At 63.0% G+C, this 18,273-nt stretch carries 16 protein-coding genes and 1 tRNA gene; 9 read left to right on the top strand and 8 right to left on the bottom strand.

Annotation, left to right across the window (positions count from 1 at the left end; genetic code table 11):
- Positions 1-32: 32 nt before the first annotated feature.
- Positions 33-704 carry a hypothetical protein gene (locus tag RT456_RS01805; protein ID WP_312734932.1) on the bottom strand — a complete coding sequence of 224 codons (672 nt, stop codon included), beginning with the start codon at positions 702-704 and terminating at the stop codon, positions 33-35.
- Between the two features lie 370 nt (positions 705-1,074).
- Here RT456_RS01805 and RT456_RS01800 point away from each other — a divergent pair, with 370 nt between their 5' ends.
- Both RT456_RS01800 and RT456_RS01795 read left to right on the top strand, forming a co-directional pair.
- Positions 1,075-1,626: a 3'-5' exoribonuclease gene (locus RT456_RS01800; protein ID WP_312734935.1), complete on the top strand. Its 552-nt coding sequence runs from the start codon at positions 1,075-1,077 to the stop codon at positions 1,624-1,626.
- A 92-nt stretch (positions 1,627-1,718) separates the two neighbouring features.
- Positions 1,719-1,821 (top strand) — tRNA-Ile (locus RT456_RS01795).
- A 284-nt stretch (positions 1,822-2,105) separates the two neighbouring features.
- Here the strand turns inward: RT456_RS01795 and qatD are convergent.
- From qatD to RT456_RS01770, 5 genes are all read right to left on the bottom strand, one after another.
- Positions 2,106-2,867, bottom strand: a complete 762-nt coding sequence (gene qatD / locus RT456_RS01790; protein ID WP_313341658.1) for a Qat anti-phage system TatD family nuclease QatD — start codon at positions 2,865-2,867, stop codon at positions 2,106-2,108.
- Positions 2,864-4,225 carry a Qat anti-phage system QueC-like protein QatC gene (gene qatC / locus RT456_RS01785; protein ID WP_312734939.1) on the bottom strand — a complete coding sequence of 454 codons (1,362 nt, stop codon included), beginning with the start codon at positions 4,223-4,225 and terminating at the stop codon, positions 2,864-2,866. The genes qatD and qatC overlap by 4 nt, the downstream gene beginning before the upstream one ends.
- Positions 4,222-4,800, bottom strand: coding sequence for a Qat anti-phage system associated protein QatB (qatB, locus tag RT456_RS01780; protein ID WP_313341916.1), 579 nt, complete (start codon positions 4,798-4,800; stop codon positions 4,222-4,224). Before qatB ends, qatC begins: the two co-directional genes overlap by 4 nt.
- Positions 4,801-5,084: 284 nt before the next feature.
- Positions 5,085-6,944: a P-loop NTPase fold protein gene (locus RT456_RS01775; protein ID WP_313341655.1), complete on the bottom strand. Its 1,860-nt coding sequence runs from the start codon at positions 6,942-6,944 to the stop codon at positions 5,085-5,087.
- 404 nt (positions 6,945-7,348) lie between these two features.
- Positions 7,349-8,380, bottom strand: a complete 1,032-nt coding sequence (locus RT456_RS01770; protein WP_313341652.1) for a DNA-binding protein — start codon at positions 8,378-8,380, stop codon at positions 7,349-7,351.
- A gap of 272 nt (positions 8,381-8,652) precedes the next feature.
- Here RT456_RS01770 and RT456_RS01765 point away from each other — a divergent pair, with 272 nt between their 5' ends.
- The 7 genes from RT456_RS01765 (at position 8,653) to RT456_RS01735 (ending at position 14,762) form a co-directional block, all read left to right on the top strand.
- Positions 8,653-10,233: an AAA family ATPase gene (locus RT456_RS01765; protein ID WP_312734949.1), complete on the top strand. Its 1,581-nt coding sequence runs from the start codon at positions 8,653-8,655 to the stop codon at positions 10,231-10,233.
- Positions 10,211-11,308, top strand: coding sequence for a UvrD-helicase domain-containing protein (locus tag RT456_RS01760; RefSeq protein ID WP_312734951.1), 1,098 nt, complete (start codon positions 10,211-10,213; stop codon positions 11,306-11,308). Before RT456_RS01765 ends, RT456_RS01760 begins: the two co-directional genes overlap by 23 nt.
- A 111-nt stretch (positions 11,309-11,419) precedes the next feature.
- The gene (locus RT456_RS01755) at positions 11,420-11,767 is read left to right on the top strand and encodes a metalloregulator ArsR/SmtB family transcription factor (protein ID WP_312734953.1); all 348 of its coding nucleotides are present in this window, start codon (positions 11,420-11,422) and stop codon (positions 11,765-11,767) included.
- Entirely contained in the window at positions 11,764-12,294 is a 531-nt protein-coding gene (locus tag RT456_RS01750; RefSeq protein WP_312734955.1) for an arsenate reductase ArsC, read from the top strand. The genes RT456_RS01755 and RT456_RS01750 overlap by 4 nt, the downstream gene beginning before the upstream one ends.
- 9 nt (positions 12,295-12,303) lie before the next feature.
- Positions 12,304-12,717: an arsenate reductase (glutaredoxin) gene (gene arsC, locus RT456_RS01745; protein ID WP_312734958.1), complete on the top strand. Its 414-nt coding sequence runs from the start codon at positions 12,304-12,306 to the stop codon at positions 12,715-12,717.
- Positions 12,714-13,439 (top strand): arsenical resistance protein ArsH, encoded by a 726-nt coding sequence (arsH, locus tag RT456_RS01740; protein WP_057681756.1) that lies wholly within the window; start codon positions 12,714-12,716, stop codon positions 13,437-13,439. Before arsC ends, arsH begins: the two co-directional genes overlap by 4 nt.
- Positions 13,440-13,457: 18 nt before the next feature.
- Entirely contained in the window at positions 13,458-14,762 is a 1,305-nt protein-coding gene (locus tag RT456_RS01735; RefSeq protein WP_312734963.1) for an arsenic transporter, read from the top strand.
- A 32-nt stretch (positions 14,763-14,794) separates the two neighbouring features.
- Here RT456_RS01735 and RT456_RS01730 read toward each other — a convergent pair whose 3' ends face one another.
- Entirely contained in the window at positions 14,795-15,073 is a 279-nt protein-coding gene (locus RT456_RS01730) for a hypothetical protein (RefSeq protein WP_312734966.1), read from the bottom strand.
- Positions 15,070-18,267 carry a CusA/CzcA family heavy metal efflux RND transporter gene (locus RT456_RS01725; protein ID WP_312734970.1) on the bottom strand — a complete coding sequence of 1,066 codons (3,198 nt, stop codon included), beginning with the start codon at positions 18,265-18,267 and terminating at the stop codon, positions 15,070-15,072. The genes RT456_RS01730 and RT456_RS01725 overlap by 4 nt, the downstream gene beginning before the upstream one ends.
- Between the last annotated feature and the right edge of the window lie 6 nt (positions 18,268-18,273).

Genomic DNA, 18,273 nt, shown 5'->3' with positions numbered 1-18,273 from the left:
TGCGGATCGCCCGCCGCAGGTGCGTCGGGAGCTTACCTCTTCGTGTTTTTCTTGGAAAAGTAGCTGACGCTGCGGTCGTAGACAGGGCGCACCGCTTTGTCCAGCGCGTCGGGATCCAGCGGGGAGAGGAGCATGGCAACGCTCAGTGCGAGTTGGACGAACACGGATATGTTGTCGATGTTGTGGGCCAGCTCGTCCCAGTTGATTGTCAGATCGCCCCATTCGAGGTGTTGGGTATAGATGCCCAGCACCTCGACTCCACCATGTACTAAGCCAGACAGGCTCTTCTGGTGCGTGTTGACGACCTTCAACAGCGTGGCACTGTCCCAGCCCAGGTGCTCACCAGCCTCCCGGGCAACTTCGGCGATATGGATAACCCGCTTCCCCCGCTTGGGCATTTTACCCGTGCGCCGGAAGCGCATCAGTTCCTCGTGTCCTGCGGCTTTGGCGAAGAATGCTGCCCGCAACACATACTCCATCTGAGTCCGCTGCAGGGTTAGCGCCGCCACCCAGAACTGGGCTAGATCTTGCTCCAATAAGACGAAAATGGCGTCTGCGGTATCCAGTGCGGCCAATGCCAGTGGCATGGCCGTCGCGCTCCTGTCATCGACCCGGACGCCGAGCTCGGCGAACACGGGGCGGGTGAGCTGCACCAGGTCCCGGGCGGCGCGGATGCGAAGCTGCAGTTGATCGGCCGAGGCCATGGGTTGATCCTGCTGAGGAGTGGTCGCCACCCGAATTCTAGCGCTTGCCGGTGACGCTGGTAGAGCGCCTGGTTTTGGGCGCTGGCGTGGCCTGCCCTGCGGTTGGTTTGGTCCCGCGCCTGTGCCAGGGCTGCGTTCTAACGGCGCTGGGACAGCGTCACCACCGCGTCGGGCAGGTCGGGTCGGCCCGTCTCGATGGCGTGCTGGCGCAGTCGTGCGCCCACGCTGGACCACCACGTCTCGAGGGCAGGCAGGGAATCGTTACGAGCACGGCCAGATCTTCGCTAGCCGATTGATGGATCGCTGAATTCTACCCTCGACCGCACTTCCAGGCTCGGCCCTCCCCGGGAAGCTGTGGCACCATTCCATCATGGCCACCACGTACTACTTCTTGGACACCGAGTGGGCCGATGTAACGGGCAGCGAGCTGGTGAGTCTGGCGCTGGTGAACGAAGGTGGAGACCGTCTTTTCTACGCTGAGCGAGCCAGCCTGCCCGAGGCTCCCACCGACTTCGTTCGTCAAAGCGTCTACCCGCTGCTAGACCGCGGCGACGCAGCCCTGCCTGATGCCGCGCTGACTACCAAGCTGCGCGCCTTCCTCAGCGAGGTCGACGCGCCGGCGGTGATGGCGGATTTCCCGAACGATCTCCAGCTGCTGCGGTACGCCCTTGATGGGTTTGAGTTACCCGATGACCAGGTTGCCGCGTGCGGGCCCCGGCCGGTGCCCGTCATGACACGCATGTCGAAGGAAGGTCTTCCGGGATTACTGGTGGAAGATTGGTTCGCGGCCCATCCGGAACATAGGGCCAGGCGCCACCATGCCTTGGTGGACGCGCAGGCCTTGCGGATGGCTTGGCTGGTGGCGACCGACCGCATGCCTGCTCCGGCGTGGGCCCACTCCTACCGCCGCGCCCGGGGATAGCGGCATGGCGTCCATCCCCGGTATGATTGCCCCATGAACCGCCTGAGCCACCTCGACCTTCGAATACCGGCGTGATCGCATCGATCGATCACGTCCCTGTTGCTCATGTTGGTCAGAGCGCCGGCCTTATACCCCGGTGAGAGCACGCGCCAGATAAGCGCGTACACGTCGGTTCGATTCCGACCAGGGGCACCACTCTGATGGAAGCCGCACGGAACAGCGATCAAGGCTATGCGGGTTGATAGCTTCAACGATAGTGATGATCGCTAGCTGGGACCCGTACCCTTCTATGCTCAACAGCCCCAACCGGCGGTTCCCGCGGAAATGCTCTTCCAGCTCGAGCTCTAGCGGGTGTCAGGTCAAGGTTCTGAGCCTGGAAACACCTAGAAGACATCTGTAACGTTTGAGCGTTCCTGGACGGACCTTGTGGCGCTCTATCTCCTCAAAAAATGGGGGCCGTGTTGTGCGAAGCTGGGCCATCATTGGCGCCACACATCCATCGCCAGTCTCCCTACATCTCTTGTTACGTTGGGTACGTCGTCCGCCCAACAGCGCGAAAGCGAAATCAGGGCTGGATGAACATCCGGTATGCCTTCGACTAGCCTATGGCGTTTTGTGAACGGAGCATCGGTCTCAGTAAGCGTCCGTTGCCTGCCCGCGGTCAGCGCAACGGATTTGCCCCGTAAGGTACTCAGCATGTCTGCATTTACGGACATCATGGCGCCAAGGTCGAGCGCGCGCCGAAGCTCCGCCAATGAGCCTGTGAACCAGTGAAATATTAAGGTGTTCCGTTCGTGCACCCGCGACCTTTCGATCAAGTCGAGCACGGCGCCCGTCGCTTGCAAGCTATGCAGTGAGAGAGTTCTCCCCCCCACCTCGCCGCATACGGAGAATATCCGCTGGAGTACTTTTGCCTGTTCCACCATGCTCCCCTTGTGCGCCAGCGAGCCATCGAGACCAACTTCTCCGACGAATGGGCTTTCCGGGATACCGCGCTCGAGCGCGGAAAGTTCCGAAGCGCGATCGCGCACGACCTGGGGATGGAGGCCAATGCCGATCCGAACGTAACGGTAGTCGCGCGCAACTTCCTTCTCGACCTGCCAAGCCCGGGGAGTGGTAGTCACCGCAAAGGTGAATTGCTGCTTTGCCTCGAGGTCCTTTAGAACCTGCTGCCAGTTCGGCAATAGATCAACATGGCAATGGGCATCCACCAGTCCATTAAAGTTGGCTATCCCGGTCATCCTGGTGTCTCCAACCCGACAACATCTGCCACTTCGCGCAGTCCGTTGCGGACGCAGGCCACGAGGCCCTCGACTTGGGTTTCGACATCCGTGAGTGGGGCAACCGTAGCAAGGACCCAACGCAGCTGTTCGTCAGGCAGGCGCAACATGTTCAGGCCGTACTGGAGTGATCGACCAACGTGCCCCGTTGCGCCGGGTTCGGTGGTTAAGTGGTCCAATGCATCTGTCACGTAGGTAGTGGGATCTGAGCGAGCTGGGAATGCGTGCTTGATGGCCGCCCGCCGAATCAGACAAGGCCAGCACGTCCCGCAGTGGCTCGTGCCGAATGCCGCTCGATAGCGCCTCACGAACTTCGGTTTGGAACACGAAACGGTCAAGTCGAGCCCATCCCAAAGCAAGCTTGGGTCATGACATTGCGCCAGCATTTCTCCCTTGGTCTTGCCCTGGAACGGGTTTTCGAGACGTGCCTGCAGCCCGTGCGCCGCAAGGAGATCATTGAACCTTGCAATCACGTATGGGTGAGTGGTACGGGTGGTCAGTGCGCCTAGGCGCCACGGGTCCAGCGGTACATTAAGTGAAATGAATCCGTTCTCGGGCACAAGCACGCGAGCGCTGCCCCACGCAGAAGCAACGACGACGCTCGCGGCGAAGAACAGGAATGATCTTGCCCGCATTGTGAGCTCGCCGTGCCCCGAGAATTCCGGACCAAAGTCTGCGGCGCGTGACGAGACAGCCCATCTCACCACCTCCACCGGTCGTCGGGTGCGAGCAGATAGAAGGTCCACTAGCGCGTCGACGGTTTGGGAATTCCCACCATCGACTTGGCTGACGAATATGGGAGGAATGGTCTCGCGGCCATAGGCGTCGATTGCACCGGTGAAGCTGTCCAGCCCGCCGGAGAAGAGCGCGACCGCCGGGGCGTCAGCATCAAGCGACTCCTCCACACAAACCGTCTCGATATAAGCGCCCATATCGGGCGGCGCCGCCCGGAAGTTGATCGCCCAGATGTCCCCGCTCAGGGTGCCAAGCATACGATTCAGCAACGGCACGCATGACTGCCAGCGCTCGGGGTCGCGTACGGGAATTGAGAGGCGAATATCGCGCGTCCAGTTGTCCTCCGAATACTGCTGCCGTGAGAGGCGAGTATCAGCAAGCCATACACCGAGCGCGACCAGGGCGAGCTCAAACGCCTGCGGGCTCGGTCGTCGACCTGTACGTAGGATCGCCTTCACCAATTGGCCGAGTCCGAAGCGGGGATGTCTCCGACGATCGGCCAGTTGAACGATCAGCGCATCATCACCGACACCATCAGCGGGACGGCTTCCATCCCAGGACAACACTATTTCTGTTTGGCTCATCCTTGGCTCCCCCACTCACCTACCGCAGTGATGGCTTCCTGCAACGTATCGCTGACGATCGCGTCGAAGCTTCGGGAATCGATTTGCTGTGGAAGGAACCGGTTCTGACGGTCAGCCAGGCGCTGGCGCACATGCACCGTGACGAAGGCTCTCAATGTCGACAAGTGCGTAAATGCCGTTGCGGCGGACACGCCATTCTGTTCCAGCAGGCTACCGCCATCCTGGGAAAGCCGCTCCAAGACGCATTCGCCAATAAAGCGCTCGAAGAAAGCGGCAAGTTGCTCGGGATTCGCCTCCAGCAGATCGTCCAGGCCGCTTTCCATCTCTAGGCGCAGGGTCTGAAAAAACGCGACGCGTACGATGGCCTCATCGATTGATGCGCCGTCCGAACAAACGAAGTCCGCAAGCCGGTCCCAGAGCTGGGTAACGGACAGCCCCGCGAGCGAGTCGAGGCGCAGGACGCGTGCAAGCGCCTGCCCGCCACCGGCGGCCAGTGCGCTGAACGCCTGCGCCATGCGCCCGCCGGCGCGCCGAGCGGCCCCCATGCGGCGGGCGCCGCTGGCGCCGCCGCCCATCCCACTACTGGCAAAGTGGCGTGCGGCCGCGCGCAGCGCTCGGTCATCAGAACCGCCTGCTCGCGCAGAGCGGCGTACGGCCTTGCGCAAAGGGATCAGTCGGGTGGGTTCCGGCAAGGGCGCGGCCGGTACGGGGCGCGGCGCGGATTCGTCTTCCGGTCCCAGGGAGCCGGGCTCGGGATCTGTACCGCTCGAGGGCTCACCCGGCAAAGGTAAGTCCGCCCACGTGGGAATCAGTGGGTTACTGCCCTTCGGCCCGGAATAGCTCGCAGAGGTGCCCATCTTCACCCCCCCCGTGGTTGCAGCATGGCCTGGATGACTGAGGCCAGCGGTCGAGGGGCTCCCTCCTCCGTGACCCGTTGCAGCCATGCACGGTAGTTACTCGTCGGCGTGGCCAGAGCGCTGAGCTGCGAGATCCAAGCGCCGGCGGCCGACGTAGGCATACCGACGAACCCACGATCAATGATCCCGGTGAGGCCTGTTGCATCAAGGCGCAGGAGGTCCTGCAGCCCCTGTGCGAAAAGGTCACGGCGGCCTTGGTCGCCAGCCTGCGCAAGGCGCGTCACGATCTCGGAGGCTAGCAGTCCCCGTCCTTCCGAGGACAGCTTGATGAAATCGCTCTTGCGCGCAAGCAGGGATTTCCGGGCGGTCACGGCGGCGAGCAGTTCGCCGACGTCGTCTGGTAGGCCTGAGCCGGTTACCAAGCGCGCATCCCGAATAATGAAGAGGTAGGGACGGAGGTCAGCCTCGGCGATCTTGGGCTCAAGTGTTGCCCAGCGGCTGATCTTGGGATCGTTGGCGAAGTCGGTGGAAGCCTCGACGTCATCCGCCTTCGCGCTCGCCTTGGCGGCGTTCGGCCGAGGCTTGGAATCGCGAGGGGCTTCCAACTGTCGCAACATAGTGCTGGTGCCGTCCCCTTCGCGACACTCCGCGGCGATGGCGTCGAACAGGTCTGGATGGAAGTACTCAGCAAGCATAAGCTTCATTAACGGCGCGACCTTAATGTCATCTAGTCCGCGCGCATGTGCCGCCCGTAAGCGAACGAACACGGCGTTGATGAACCGTTTGATTTGGCGTGGATTTCCATCGGTGCCCGCAGCAAGTACTGGCGCAATGCCCAGCATCAAGGCCTGCAATGAGCGCAGAGACTCATTGGCGTTCATACTGGCTTGGACTGGCGCCAAGTTAAGCTGCTGCGTCAGCCATGGCTTCTTCAATAGCTCCTTCGCCTGGGCGAGCACCGTGAGGAAGCCGGTATCAGAACTTCCCAGCACGCCCTCAAGCAGGAGTAATTGGACGTAATGGCCGACCTCTACTGGTCCCAAGACCGGCAACACGAACGGCACCTGGATCAGTTTGTCCAAATAGTTACGCGCGTACTCGTCACCTTTCAGGCCCGGCCGGGCGGGGAAATGCTCCCTAACCGCATATTCGATCATGGCTCGGTCGCAGCCAAGGACAAATACCGTCCGCGGGCCCGAAAGGAACAGGCGGATCGCCTCGAGCGTGCCAATCGCGGTCTGCGGCAAACAGCGATCCAGGTCATCGACTAAGACCACGAGCTGCTTAATTCCAGTCTTGGTCAACAGCTCGTTGAAATCACGACGGAAGCCGTGTAGATCCAGCGGGTCGTCCGCCGGCGTGTCCTTACCCACGATCTCGGTGGCAGTGTCGAAGTTCTCGCCTGCAGCCTCCTTCGATAGCAGCGTGGGAAGCATCAGCGCCAGACCGGCTGGACCGGCCACCAAAGCGCCGATCCCGCCGACGACGCCGGCCCGAGCCAGCTTCAAGTAGTCGATCCGTTTGCGCAGGCGATGGAACAGATCCGTTGCCTTGGCAACGAATTTCTTTTCCTGCTGGAGATGGCGGACTATGCCCTCCAAGATCGCAATCTTGGCGTCTTCGAAGCCCTCATACTCCCAGCCGTTGAACCACAATGCGGCTACGCCGGCCTGGTCCTCCAGTGAGTTCTTGACCAGCGACAACACGGTGGACTTGCCTGCGCCCCAGTCCCCATGAACCCCGAGCACCAAGCCGTGGTCTGGATGCGCGCGGATGACTTCTGCGATGGTGCGCGCCAGCGGTTCCGCGTGCAGCAAGTCCACGACCGCCACGTCGTCCGGAAAAATAAGCAATCCTTGCATGTCCCCCCCCTGGGGCTGCTACGGCTCGTTTCACCCCCGCCCTACCGCGGGTGTTTCCTTATCTATTTGCGTCCGAGTTTGCTATGGATAAGGTCATTAAGTGACGCCATGCCGGTCTTCTTCAACAGTGTACCCAGCTGCATGTCACTGCGTACGCCGAAGTCGCGGCCATATTGTGACTCGATCGTATCCACGCGAGTGTCGTCTCGCTTGTCGCGCAAGCGGCCGTTCTGGTTACGTGCGCGGTTTCCGCGCATCCCCTCCGCATCCTTTCTCACGTCGCACCTCCGTTGACGGGCTGCACCTGCTCATTCTAGCGCCATAATGCCGGGCCCAGGCAAGTGCGGCCAACACTTAATTTGGGGAGCTGTTTTCCACGTAGGCTATGGCGAAGGCGTCCTTTCCTATGAGATTCGCTTGGAGCCTTTACCGGCGGAACGGGCCGGCCCAAGCTGGGCTAAAAGCGGCTCTAGGGTGCTCAGGCGCACGGTGGCGCGGAGCGTCTCCGTCTCGGCGTGCTCGCGTCGTTCGCGCTCCTGGACCACCTCGGTCCGGACTTGCGCGAGCTCTTGTCGAGCCACCTCCAAGGTCTGGGTGTCTTGGCCCCAGCGCACCTGCAACGCCTGGTATTCGGCCGCCGCCAGGCGCAGCGTATCGAGCTCGCCCTGTTGCGTCTGGACGGTCTGCCGCAGCTGTGCCACCTCCCTTTCCACCCGGGTGTGGCGTTCCAGCCACTGGCCGTTCTCCCGGTTGAGCTGCACCAGGTCATGGTTCTTGGCGTTCAATGCTTCGTTGGCTTGGCGCAGAGCGACCTGCAGTTCCTGCACCTGGTGCTCGTGCCGGCGTTGCTCCTGTTCGCGCTGGTATTTGACCGAGGTACGGTAGTGCTCAAGGGCTTCCCTGGCATGCTCGTGCTTCTGCTCCAGGGAGCACGCGTGACTTTCGTGCTGTGCCAGCCGCGCCGTGAGGCCGGCAATGCGCTCCTCCAGTTGGGCCAGTTCGGTGGTGCGGCTAGCCACCTCGCCTCTGGCGGCTTCACCCGCTTGGCGTTCTGTCTGTAGCAGCGTCTCGGTGCGCTGAAGCTGCGCGCTGAGATTGCCGGCCTCCTGCCGGGCCTGTTCCATGGCTTGGGTGCGCTCGTGCAGCTCGGCCTGGAACCGTTCCCGTGCCTGCGCGACCATCGTTTCGGCCTCAGCATGCAGCCGCTCGGCCAGACGAGCCACCAAGTCCTGCAGGGCGTCGCTGACCGCGATCTTGGCGCCCACGCCTTGCCCTTCCTCCTCTTCCAGCTCCTTCAGGTAGCGGTGGATGGTTGTTTTGGACCCGGTATTCCCCAGTGCCACGCGTACCGCGTCCACCGAGGGGTTCTTGCCTTCGGCCCGGAGACTGTCCCGGGCGCGTTGCACATCGCTTTTGTACAAACCAGAACGTGCCATTCGCCCTCCCATGTATTTCGTAATGCATTACATACCATGTAATTACGTACTACTCAACAGCTGGACAGGCCCGGCTGCGGACACAAGTTTCAGGCGGGATAATATTGAATTATCCCGCGTAAGGCTGATTCTTGCCCTTCCCAGCGCCCCAAATAGTACGAAACCGCCCAAGGCCGGCGATCGCTGGGTAGTATGGCCCAGAGCGGAAAGGAGGCCAGCCAGGGTGCGGCCAGGCTCCGCCACCGAGCCCGTTGGTCATCAAAGGACTGTGCATGCCGATCGAACGTATCGTCATCGACAACTTCAAGTCGTTTCGGCATCTGGACCTGCCGCTCAACGCCCACATGAACCTGGTGGTGGGCGACAACGAGGTCGGCAAGTCCACCCTGCTGGAGGCCATCCACGCGGTGGTCACCGGGCAGTTGCATGGGCGCAATCTTGCCTACGAGCTAACGCCTTACCTGTTCCATCAGCCGACGGTGCAGGAGTACTTGGCGGCGCTTGCGGCAGGTACGCCAGCATCGCCGCCACGGATATCTATCGAAGCGTACCTGGGAGCCGACGCCGCGCTGGCGGCGCTGCGCGGCACCAACAACTCGCTGCGCCATGACACCGCCGGCATCCGGTTGCTGGTTGAGCTCAACGACGACTACCGCGATGAGTTCAGCGCCTACCTGCAGCAGCACCAGGGCGCGGTCAGCCTGCCGGTGGAGTACTACACGGTGCGCTGGTACTCCTTCGCCAACAATGGCGTCACCGCCCGCAGTATTCCCTTTGACTCCACCATCATCGACACGCACGGCATCAAGACTCTGTCCGGTGCCGATCGCTATATCGCCGGCATCATCGAGCAGGCACTGACGCCGGCGCAACGCGTCTCGCTGTCGCTGAGCTTCCGCCGCATGCGGCAGAGTTTTTCCGAAGAAGCGGATGTTGCGGCCATCAATGCCTACCTGACCGAGCACACCGGGGACATCAGCCACCGAGCACTGACGGTGGGTGTGGACACATCACCGCGTTCGACGTGGGAAACCAGCTTGTCACCATACTTGGATGAGCTACCTTTCACCCAGGCCGGCAAGGGTGAACAGAGCGCGGTGAAGATGAAGCTGGCGATGCACGCGGCGGGCGCGGCCCACGTGCTGCTGATCGAGGAGCCGGAGAATCATCTGTCCTTCTCCAGCATGACCCAGCTGATCGACAAGATTGCAGCCCTCTCCACCGCCCAACAGGTGATCATCGCCACCCACAGTAGCTTCGTGTTGAACAAGCTGGGCGTGGACAACGTGATCCTGTTCAGTGCGCAGGGCCAGATGAAGCTGGACCAGCTGCCGAGCGACACCCACGACTATTTCATGAAGCTGCCTGGTCACGACACGCTGCGGCTGATCCTGGCCAAACAGGCGATCCTTGTGGAAGGACCGTCCGATGAGCTGATCGTGCAGCGTGCTTACAGCGACCACCACGGCGTGGCGCCGATGGCCCATGGCGTGGACATCATCTCGGTCAAATCGCTGGCATTCAAACGCTTCTTGCAGATCGCGGATCGGCTGAAGATTCAGGCCAAGGTGATCACCGACAACGATGGCGACATCGCCGTTGTGCAGGAACGCTATGCCGAGCACCTCACCGCGATCTACTACGATTCCGACGAAAGTGCCCCATCGCTGGAAGAGCAACTGATCAAAGCCAATTCGCTGGCTGAGCTCAACACCGTGCTGGGAAAGACCTTCGCCGATGAGGTGGCGCTGCTCAAGTACATGAAAGGCCATAAGACCGATACGGCCCTGGCGATCTTCAACAGCCCTCACTCGATCAGGTTCCCGGACTATGTCCAGCGTGCCATCGCCTAACCGGGTACTGCTCTCAGCGGCAGGCTCGGGCAAGACCACGCTGCTGGTCCGGCAGGCCTTGGAGCGACCTGGGCGCCGCGTCGCGATTGTCACCTACACGCTGGAAAATCTAGAAGAGATCCGGCGCTCGTTTGAGGTCCACGCCGGCGCGGTCCCCGCGCATGTCACCTTGCACAGTTGGTATGGCTTCCTGCTGCGCCAGTGCATCCGCCCGTACCAGGCGGCACTGTGCTCTGAGCCTCGCATCGAGACCATCCTGTTCGTAGAAGGTGTCACCAACAACCGGGCCCCACGCACCCAGGTGGCGCGCCACTACCTGTCAGGCAACCGGATGTATTCTGACCGGGCCGCCGACTTTGCTGTGCGCTGCGATGAGCTGACCCAAGGTCAGGTCATGGCACGCCTTGCGGCCATGTATGACGAGCTCTACATCGACGAAGTTCAGGACCTGGCCGGCTTTGATCTGGATCTGGTCGAGCGGCTGTTGAAGAGCGATATCGCCATCACGTTGGTGGGTGATACGCGCCAGGCGACGTATGCCACCAACTATGCGCAAAGGCACAGCCAGTATCGCGGGCCCAATCTGGCAGCGCTGTTTCAGATCTGGGAGTCGGACGGCTTATGCCAGCTGGATCACCGCCTCATCAGTCTGCGCTGCGTCCAGGCCCTGTGCGACATGGCTGACACGCTCTATCCGCAGATGCCCCGGACCCAATCTGGCAATGGCGAGGTCACCGGACACGATGGCATCTACCTTGTCGCCCCCGGCGACGTCGCTGCGTACATGCTGGAGTTTGCCCCCACCGTGCTCCGGCATGACCGGCGCCAGGAGTGCGGCGGACTACCGGCAGTGAACTTTGGGCAGTGCAAGGGCCGCACCTACAGTCGAGTCCTCATCTTTCCGAACGGGCCGTTGACTCAGTACCTGCGCACCGCAGATGCGGCGCGTATCACTGCGCCACCGAAATACTACGTGGCCTTTACCCGGGCGCGGCAAAGCGTGGCATTTGTGTACGCCGGCGTGTGTACGCTGCCGGGGCATCAGCTCTATGTCCCTGCCAGCGCAAGCGCATAGAGAAGCGTTGGAATTCTTGGCATTGGCGGTTCCCGGGCCCAGAAATAATTGGCTTGATAGGTGGCAACACCCCATGATTGCATCCTACAAGGATCGTTGTAGAATCGGCGAATGAACGATGACTCTGCCGTCTCAGCGCTCTCTGCTCTTGCTCACTCCGACCGGCTGGCCGCATTCAGGATGCTGGTGCGCGCTGGTCCCAACGGAATGCCCTCGGGTGAAATTGCCGAAGCGCTCGCGATTCCGCCACCGCGCATGAGCTTTCACCTTGCGACCCTGGAGCGGGCGAGCCTTCTGCGCTCTTGGCGCGACGGGCGGCGTGTCCTGTACGCCGCCAGCTACGAGGACATGCGCCAGCTTCTTGAATTCCTCACCGAGGACTGCTGTTCCGGGAATCCGGACATCTGCGGCGCCCTCAATAACCTCGTCAATCCTTGTACCGTGGAGACCTGCGCATGAGCTTTCCTCAGCCCTTTAACGTCCTGTTCCTATGCACCGGTAATTCAGCCCGCTCGATCCTGGCCGAGAGCGTCCTTCGCAAGATCGGCGATGGCCGTTTCAATGCGTTCTCCGCAGGCAGCCACCCCAAGGAGGAGGTCCACCCTCTGGCAATCGAGACGCTGCGTCAGGCCGACTACCCAGTCGAGGGCCTGCGCTCCAAGGCGTGGGACGAGTTCGGAGTGCCGGATGCCCCGCGCATGGATTTCGTGTTCACCGTCTGCGACCAAGCCGCCGGCGAGGCCTGCCCGTTCTGGCCAGGACAGCCGGTTACCGGGCACTGGGGCATCGAGGACCCTAGCCACGAAACGCGCGGGGACATGTGGCAGCGCGCTGCCTTCCGGCAGGCGCTGGTGTACATGGAGAACCGCATCAAGGCGTTCGTCGCGCTACCGATCCACACGCTGTCGCGGGCGACCTTGACGGCGCAGGTAGGCGACATCGGGCAGTTCGAGGGCGCCACGTCGCCCCGACCCGACGTGGCTTGAGAGATCATCATGACGCTGACGATCTACCATAACCCGGCCTGCGGCACGTCTCGGAATACCTTGGAAATGATGCGCCAGTCAGGTGAAGACCCGGTGGTCATCGAGTACCTGCAGGCGCCGCCCACGCGCGAGAAGCTGGTCGAGCTGCTCGCCGCGATGGGCATGTCCCCTCGTGAGCTCCTGCGCCAGAAGGGAACACCGTATGCGGAGCTGGGCTTGGACAATCCCGCGCTCACCAACGAGCAACTGGTGGACGCGATGATGGCGCATCCGATCCTGATCAACCGTCCCATCGTCGTTTCCGGCCGGGGCGCGGCCCTGTGCCGACCGTCCGAAAAGGTGCTCGCGCTGCTGGACAAGCCGGTGTCCTCCTTCACCAAGGAAGACGGCGAAATCGTGACCGCAGCCGGGGCGTCGACGTGATTGATCGCATTGCCGTAGATCTGCCGAGCATCGACGCAGCACAACTTGCACCGATCGACGTTGACGCACTAGCTGGGCCCGGCGACCCAAGGCACCCACCGCGGATCCTCATCCTCTATGGCTCGCTGCGGGAACGCTCTTATTCCCGGCTTCTGGCAGAAGAAGCCGGCCGACTCTTGCGCTGGTACGGCTGCGACGTGCGGATCTTCGATCCGCACGACTTACCACTGCCTGACGGAGCCACCCCGGATCATCCGAAGGTGAGTGAGCTGCGCGAACTCGCGTACTGGTCCGAAGGCATGGTCTGGGTCAGCCCCGAACGCCACGGCGCCATGACCGGGATCATGAAGGCGCAGATCGACTGGATTCCTCTGGCCGACGGGGCCAAGCGCCCGACACAAGGCAAAACCTTGGCGGTGATGCAGGTGTCTGGTGGCTCGCAGAGCTTCAACGCAGTAAACCAGCTGCGCGTACTCGGCCGTTGGATGCGCATGGTCACCATCCCGAACCAGTCCTCAGTGGCCAAGGCCTTCCAGGAATTTGATGAGGCCGGGCGCATGAAGCCGTCTGCGTACTATCAGCGCGTTGCTGACGTATGCGAGGAGTTGGTGAAGTTCACCTGGCTGGTGCGTGGTCGCTCAGCGTACCTGACCGATCGCTATTCCGAACGTGTTGAGAGCGCCGAAGAACTGTCCAAGCGCGTGAATCAGCGCTCCATCTAACCCCTGTCGGAGCGCTGCATGCTTGCCCTCGCGATTTTCATCGTCACTCTTATATTCGTCATCTGGCAGCCGCGCGGGTTCGGTATCGGTTGGTCGGCACTGGCCGGCGCCGCTGTAGCATTGGCCACCGGCGTCGTCGGGTGGGGTGACGTCGCCACGGTGTGGGGGATTGTCTGGGATGCGACGTTCACCTTCGTCGCACTCATCATCATCTCGCTCATCCTCGACGCGGCCGGCTTCTTCGCATGGGCGGCGTTGCACGTGGCCCGCTGGGGCGGCGGCAGTGGTCGGAAACTCTTTCCGCTGATTGTCTTGCTGGGCGCTGCGATCGCGGCAGTGTTCGCCAACGATGGCGCGGCTCTCCTGCTGACGCCGATTGTCCTTGCCATTCTGTTGCGCTTGAACTTCCCGCCCGCGAGTGCGCTCGCGTTTACTGTGGCCTGCGGTTTCATCGCTGATACGGCCAGCCTGCCGCTCGTTGTCTCGAACTTGGTCAACATCGTCACCGCGAACTTCTTTGACGTCTCGTTCGGGCGCTACGCAACGGTCATGGTGCCGGTGAATCTGGTATCGGTCGGCGCCACGCTGATCGTCCTATGGCTCTGGTTCCGCCGCGACATTCCTCGCACCTACCCGGTCCACGATCTTGAAGCGCCGCATCAAGCGATCCGCGACAAGGCGGTCTTCCGCGCCGCCTTGCCCCTGCTCGCATCACTGCTCGTTGCCTACTTCGTGACCGGGCCGCTGGGCGTCCCGATCGCCTTGGTGACGGGTGTGGCTGCGCTGGTGCTGATGGCAATTGCGGGTCGCTGGGCGACAGGCGGCCGAGGCGCCACCATGGCCCTGACCAAGATTCTGCGCGGTGCGCCCTGGCAGATCGTGCTGTTCTCGGTTGGCATGTATCTGGTGGTTTATGGGCTTGGCAACGCCTGGCTGACAAAGGCGGCAAGTGCGGTGCTTGAGTGGCTGGCGGCGCAGGGAACCTTTGTGGCCACGATCGGTACCGGCTTCGCAGTGGCGGGCCTCGCTTCGATCATGAACAACATGCCGGCGACGCTGGTGGGTGCGCTTGCCATCGATGGGGCCAATCTTCCGGCCGCCACCCGCGAATTGATGATGTATGCCAACGTCGTGGGCAACGACCTTGGCCCCAAGCTCACTCCGATTGGGTCGCTCGCGACCCTGCTGTGGCTGCACGTCCTTGCCGGCAAGGGCCAACGGATAACGTGGGGGCAGTACATGAAGGTAGGGCTGATCCTCACGCCCCCGGTCCTGTTGGCCACGCTTGTCGCCCTCTGGATCTGGCTGCCGCTCGCTCAATGACGTTGTCGGCGCACAGGTTCGCCGGCAGCGGATTACATCTTCTTCAAGGGTGCCGCGGTGGGGGGCGGCGGCACCGGGCCCGGGTCGTTGAAGCACAGCATGACCTGATCGATGCCGAACTGGTCGGCCAGCACCCGCGCGGTCACGGCATGCACCAGGTCCAGGTCGACCGAGGGCGCAGCGACAGTGATGGTGGCCGCGATCGCGCGGCCAGGTTCTTTGCCGGGGACCAGACGTAGATCGTCCACCGCCTTCACACCGGGGTCGGTAAACATCGCCGCACGGACCTGTTCCAAATTGATCTCGTTCATGGTGTCGACGACTCCATGGCAGTGCCACCGGCGCGGGGAGCTCGGTCGCGATGCAGCCAACGATAAAGCACCGGCAGCACCAGCAAGGTCAATGCGGTGGATGACACGATGCCGCCGATGACGACGGTGGCCAGCGGCCGCTGCACCTCCGAGCCGGCACCGACATTCAAGGCCATGGGCAGGAACCCGAGCGAGGCCACCAGGGCGGTCATCAGCACCGGCCGCAGGCGGCCAAGGGCGCCGTCCCGCACAGCGTCGTCCAGCGGATCGCCCTGTTCGCGCAGGCGGCGGATGAAGGCAATCATGACCAGCCCGTTGAGCACAGCCACGCCCGACAGGGCGATGAAGCCCACGCCGGCAGAGATCGACAGCGGAATCCCGCGCAGAGCCAGAGCGAGCACTCCGCCCGTCAGCGCCAGTGGTACGCCACTGAACACGATGGCAGCATCCTTGGCCGAGCCGAAGGCCATGAACAGCAGCGCGAAGATCAACGCGAGTGTCACCGGAACCACCACCCCCAAGCGTTGGGTCGCCGAGATCAGCTGCTCGAAGGTGCCGCCGTAGTCGATCCAGTAGCCCTCTGGAAGCCTGACATCCTGGCTGATGCGTGTGCGCAACTCGCCGACGAACCCGCCCAGATCGCGCTCGCGCACGTTGGCGGTGATCACCACGCGCCGCTTGCCGTTCTCGCGATTGATCTGATTGGGCCCGCGCTCCACCTGGATCTTCGCCACTTCCCGCAGCGGCACCGTACGAGGACCACCATTGGCGCCGGTGGCCAGGCGGCTGGACTCGTCGATACTGGTGTTTGCCGGCAGCGGAATGGGCAGATCTGCCAGCACGGCGGGGTCTTGGCGCTGCGATTCGGGCAGGCGCACCACCAGGTCGAAGCGACGGTCGCCTTCGATCAACTGGCCGGCGACACTGCCCCCAATGGCGGTGGCCACCGTTTCCTGCACATCGCCCGGGTTCAGGCCATACCGTGCCAATGCCGCTGGATCTGGCGTGATGGTCAGCAGCGGCAGGCCGGTGACCTGCTCGGCCTTGACGTCCTCGGCGCCGGGGACGCTGCGCATGACCCGCTCGACCCGGCTGGCCAGGCGCGTCAACTGGTCCAGGTTGTCGCCGTAGACCTTGACCGCCACGTCCGAACGGACGCCGGAGATCAACTCGTTGGTGCGCATCTGGATCGGCTGGGTGAACTCGTAGTTGCTGCCCGGAATTTCCTTGGCCGCCGCCTCCAGCTCTTCCACCAGCTCGGCCTTGGGCTTGCGCGGATCGGGCCACTGGTCGCGGGGCTTGAGCATCAGGAAGGTGTCGGCCATCGACGGCGGCATCGGGTCGGTGGCCACCTCGGCGGTGCCGATCTTGGAGAAGATGTTGGCCACCTCCGGGAACTGGGCCAGGCGCTTCTCCAGCGTTTCCTGCATAGCCACCGACTGCTCCAGGCTGGTGCCGGGAATACGCATGGGCTGCAAGGTGATGTCGCCCTCATCCAGGCTCGGCACGAACTCCGAGCCTAAACGGGTGGCCAGCACGCCACAGCCCACCACCAGCACGGCCGCGCCTGCCAGCACCACGACCCGGCGCCGCAGCGCCCAATCCAGCAGTGGCGTGTAGCGAGCGCGCGACCAGCGCATCAGGCGGTTGTCGTGCTCAGCCACGCGGCCGCGCAGGAAGGTGGCGATCGCCGCCGGCACGAAGGTCAGCGACAACACCATGGCGCCGGTCAGGGCGAGCACCACCGTGATCGCCATCGGGTGGAACATTTTTCCTTCCACCCCTGACAGCGCGAAGATCGGCAGGTAGACCGCCGCGATGATGCCCAGGCCAAACAGGCTGGGACGGATCACCTCGGCGGTGGCCGAGGCGGTCAGGTCATAGCGCTCTTCATCGTTGAGCTGGCGGCCCAGCGCGTGCTGCGCCTCCCCGAACCGGCGCAGACAGTTCTCGATGATGATCACCGCCCCGTCCACGATCAGGCCGAAGTCCAGCGCACCCAGACTCATCAGGTTGCCCGATACGCCGCCACGGACCATGCCGATGATGGTGAACAGCATGGCCAGCGGAATCACTGCGGCGGTGATCAGCGAAGCGCGCACATTGCCAAGCAGCAGGAACAGCACCACCACCACCAGCAGCGCGCCCTCGATCAGGTTCTTGGACACCGTGCTGATCGTGCGGTCCACCAGCGCGGTGCGGTCATACACGGCCTTGGCATGCACGCCCGGGGGCAAGCTGGCGTTGGCGGCGTCCAGCTTGGCCGCAGCCGCTTGGGAGACCTCCCGGCTGTTGGCGCCGAACAGCATGAAGGCGGTGCCGACCACGACCTCATGGCCGTTCTGGGTGGCCGCGCCCGTGCGCAGCTCCTTACCTTCCCCGACGCTGGCCACATCGCGCACCCGAATGGGCACGCCATCGCGCCGGTCCAGCACGATGTTGCCGATCGCCTCCAGATTGGCCAGCTGGCCGGGCACGCGCACCAGGAACTGCTGGCCGTTGCGCTCGATGTAGCCGGCGCCGATGTTCTGGTTATTGCGCATGACCGCGGCGACCACGTCGTTTAACGTGAAGCCCAGCGCCACCAACTGGGCCGGGTCGGGGGTGATGTGGATCTGCCGCTCAAAGCCGCCGATTGTGTTGACCTCGGTGACGCCGGGCGTGGTGCGCAGCTGCGGCCGGATCACCCAGTCCTGCAGGGTGCGCAGATCCGTGGCCGTGTACGGGGTGCCGTCGGGCTTGCGAGCGTTGTGCTCGGCCTCCACGGTGTACATGAAGATCTCGCCCAGTCCGGTGGAGATAGGCCCCATTTCCGGGTCCAACCCTTCGGGCAGTTGGCTGGCGATCTGCTGCAGGCGCTCGGCGACCTGCTGGCGGGCAAAGTACAGGTCGGTGCCGTCCTTGAACACGACAGTGACTTGGGAGAGCCCGTAGCGTGACAGTGAGCGGCTGTAGTCCAGCTTGGGCAGGCCGGCCATGGCCGTTTCGATGGCAAAGGTGACCCGTTGCTCGGCCTCCAGCGGTGAGTAACCCGGGGCCTGGGTGTTGATCTGGACCTGGACGTTGGTGATGTCCGGCGTGGCGTCGATTGAGAGGTGACGGTAGCTCCACACGCCCAGCGCAACCAGCGCAGCGGTGAGCACCAGCGTCAGCCAGCGATGGCGGATGGACAGCCCAATGAGGCGTTCGAGCATGGCGGG

The sequence above is a fragment of the Stenotrophomonas sp. genome (assembly GCF_032099025.1).
In the GTDB taxonomy this organism is placed as follows: Bacteria; Pseudomonadota; Gammaproteobacteria; order Xanthomonadales; family Xanthomonadaceae; genus Stenotrophomonas.
Note: the sequence above shows the minus strand (reverse complement) of the source record. Positions and strands in the feature narration are given on the sequence as shown.

What these genes read in the sequence shown, in the direction of transcription:
- RT456_RS01805 (WP_312734932.1), bottom strand. Translation starts at nt 704, where the DNA reads ATGGCCTCGGCCGATCAACTGCAGCTTCGCATCCGCGCCGCCCGGGAC.
- RT456_RS01800 (WP_312734935.1), top strand. Translation starts at nt 1,075, where the DNA reads ATGGCCACCACGTACTACTTCTTGGACACCGAGTGGGCCGATGTAACG.
- qatD (WP_313341658.1), bottom strand. Translation starts at nt 2,867, where the DNA reads ATGACCGGGATAGCCAACTTTAATGGACTGGTGGATGCCCATTGCCAT.
- qatC (WP_312734939.1), bottom strand. Translation starts at nt 4,225, where the DNA reads ATGAGCCAAACAGAAATAGTGTTGTCCTGGGATGGAAGCCGTCCCGCT.
- qatB (WP_313341916.1), bottom strand. Translation starts at nt 4,800, where the DNA reads ATGGGCGGCGGCGCCAGCGGCGCCCGCCGCATGGGGGCCGCTCGGCGC.
- RT456_RS01775 (WP_313341655.1), bottom strand. Translation starts at nt 6,944, where the DNA reads ATGCAAGGATTGCTTATTTTTCCGGACGACGTGGCGGTCGTGGACTTG.
- RT456_RS01770 (WP_313341652.1), bottom strand. Translation starts at nt 8,380, where the DNA reads ATGGCACGTTCTGGTTTGTACAAAAGCGATGTGCAACGCGCCCGGGAC.
- RT456_RS01765 (WP_312734949.1), top strand. Translation starts at nt 8,653, where the DNA reads ATGCCGATCGAACGTATCGTCATCGACAACTTCAAGTCGTTTCGGCAT.
- RT456_RS01760 (WP_312734951.1), top strand. Translation starts at nt 10,211, where the DNA reads ATGTCCAGCGTGCCATCGCCTAACCGGGTACTGCTCTCAGCGGCAGGC.
- RT456_RS01755 (WP_312734953.1), top strand. Translation starts at nt 11,420, where the DNA reads ATGAACGATGACTCTGCCGTCTCAGCGCTCTCTGCTCTTGCTCACTCC.
- RT456_RS01750 (WP_312734955.1), top strand. Translation starts at nt 11,764, where the DNA reads ATGAGCTTTCCTCAGCCCTTTAACGTCCTGTTCCTATGCACCGGTAAT.
- arsC (WP_312734958.1), top strand. Translation starts at nt 12,304, where the DNA reads ATGACGCTGACGATCTACCATAACCCGGCCTGCGGCACGTCTCGGAAT.
- RT456_RS01735 (WP_312734963.1), top strand. Translation starts at nt 13,458, where the DNA reads ATGCTTGCCCTCGCGATTTTCATCGTCACTCTTATATTCGTCATCTGG.
- RT456_RS01730 (WP_312734966.1), bottom strand. Translation starts at nt 15,073, where the DNA reads ATGAACGAGATCAATTTGGAACAGGTCCGTGCGGCGATGTTTACCGAC.
- RT456_RS01725 (WP_312734970.1), bottom strand. Translation starts at nt 18,267, where the DNA reads ATGCTCGAACGCCTCATTGGGCTGTCCATCCGCCATCGCTGGCTGACG.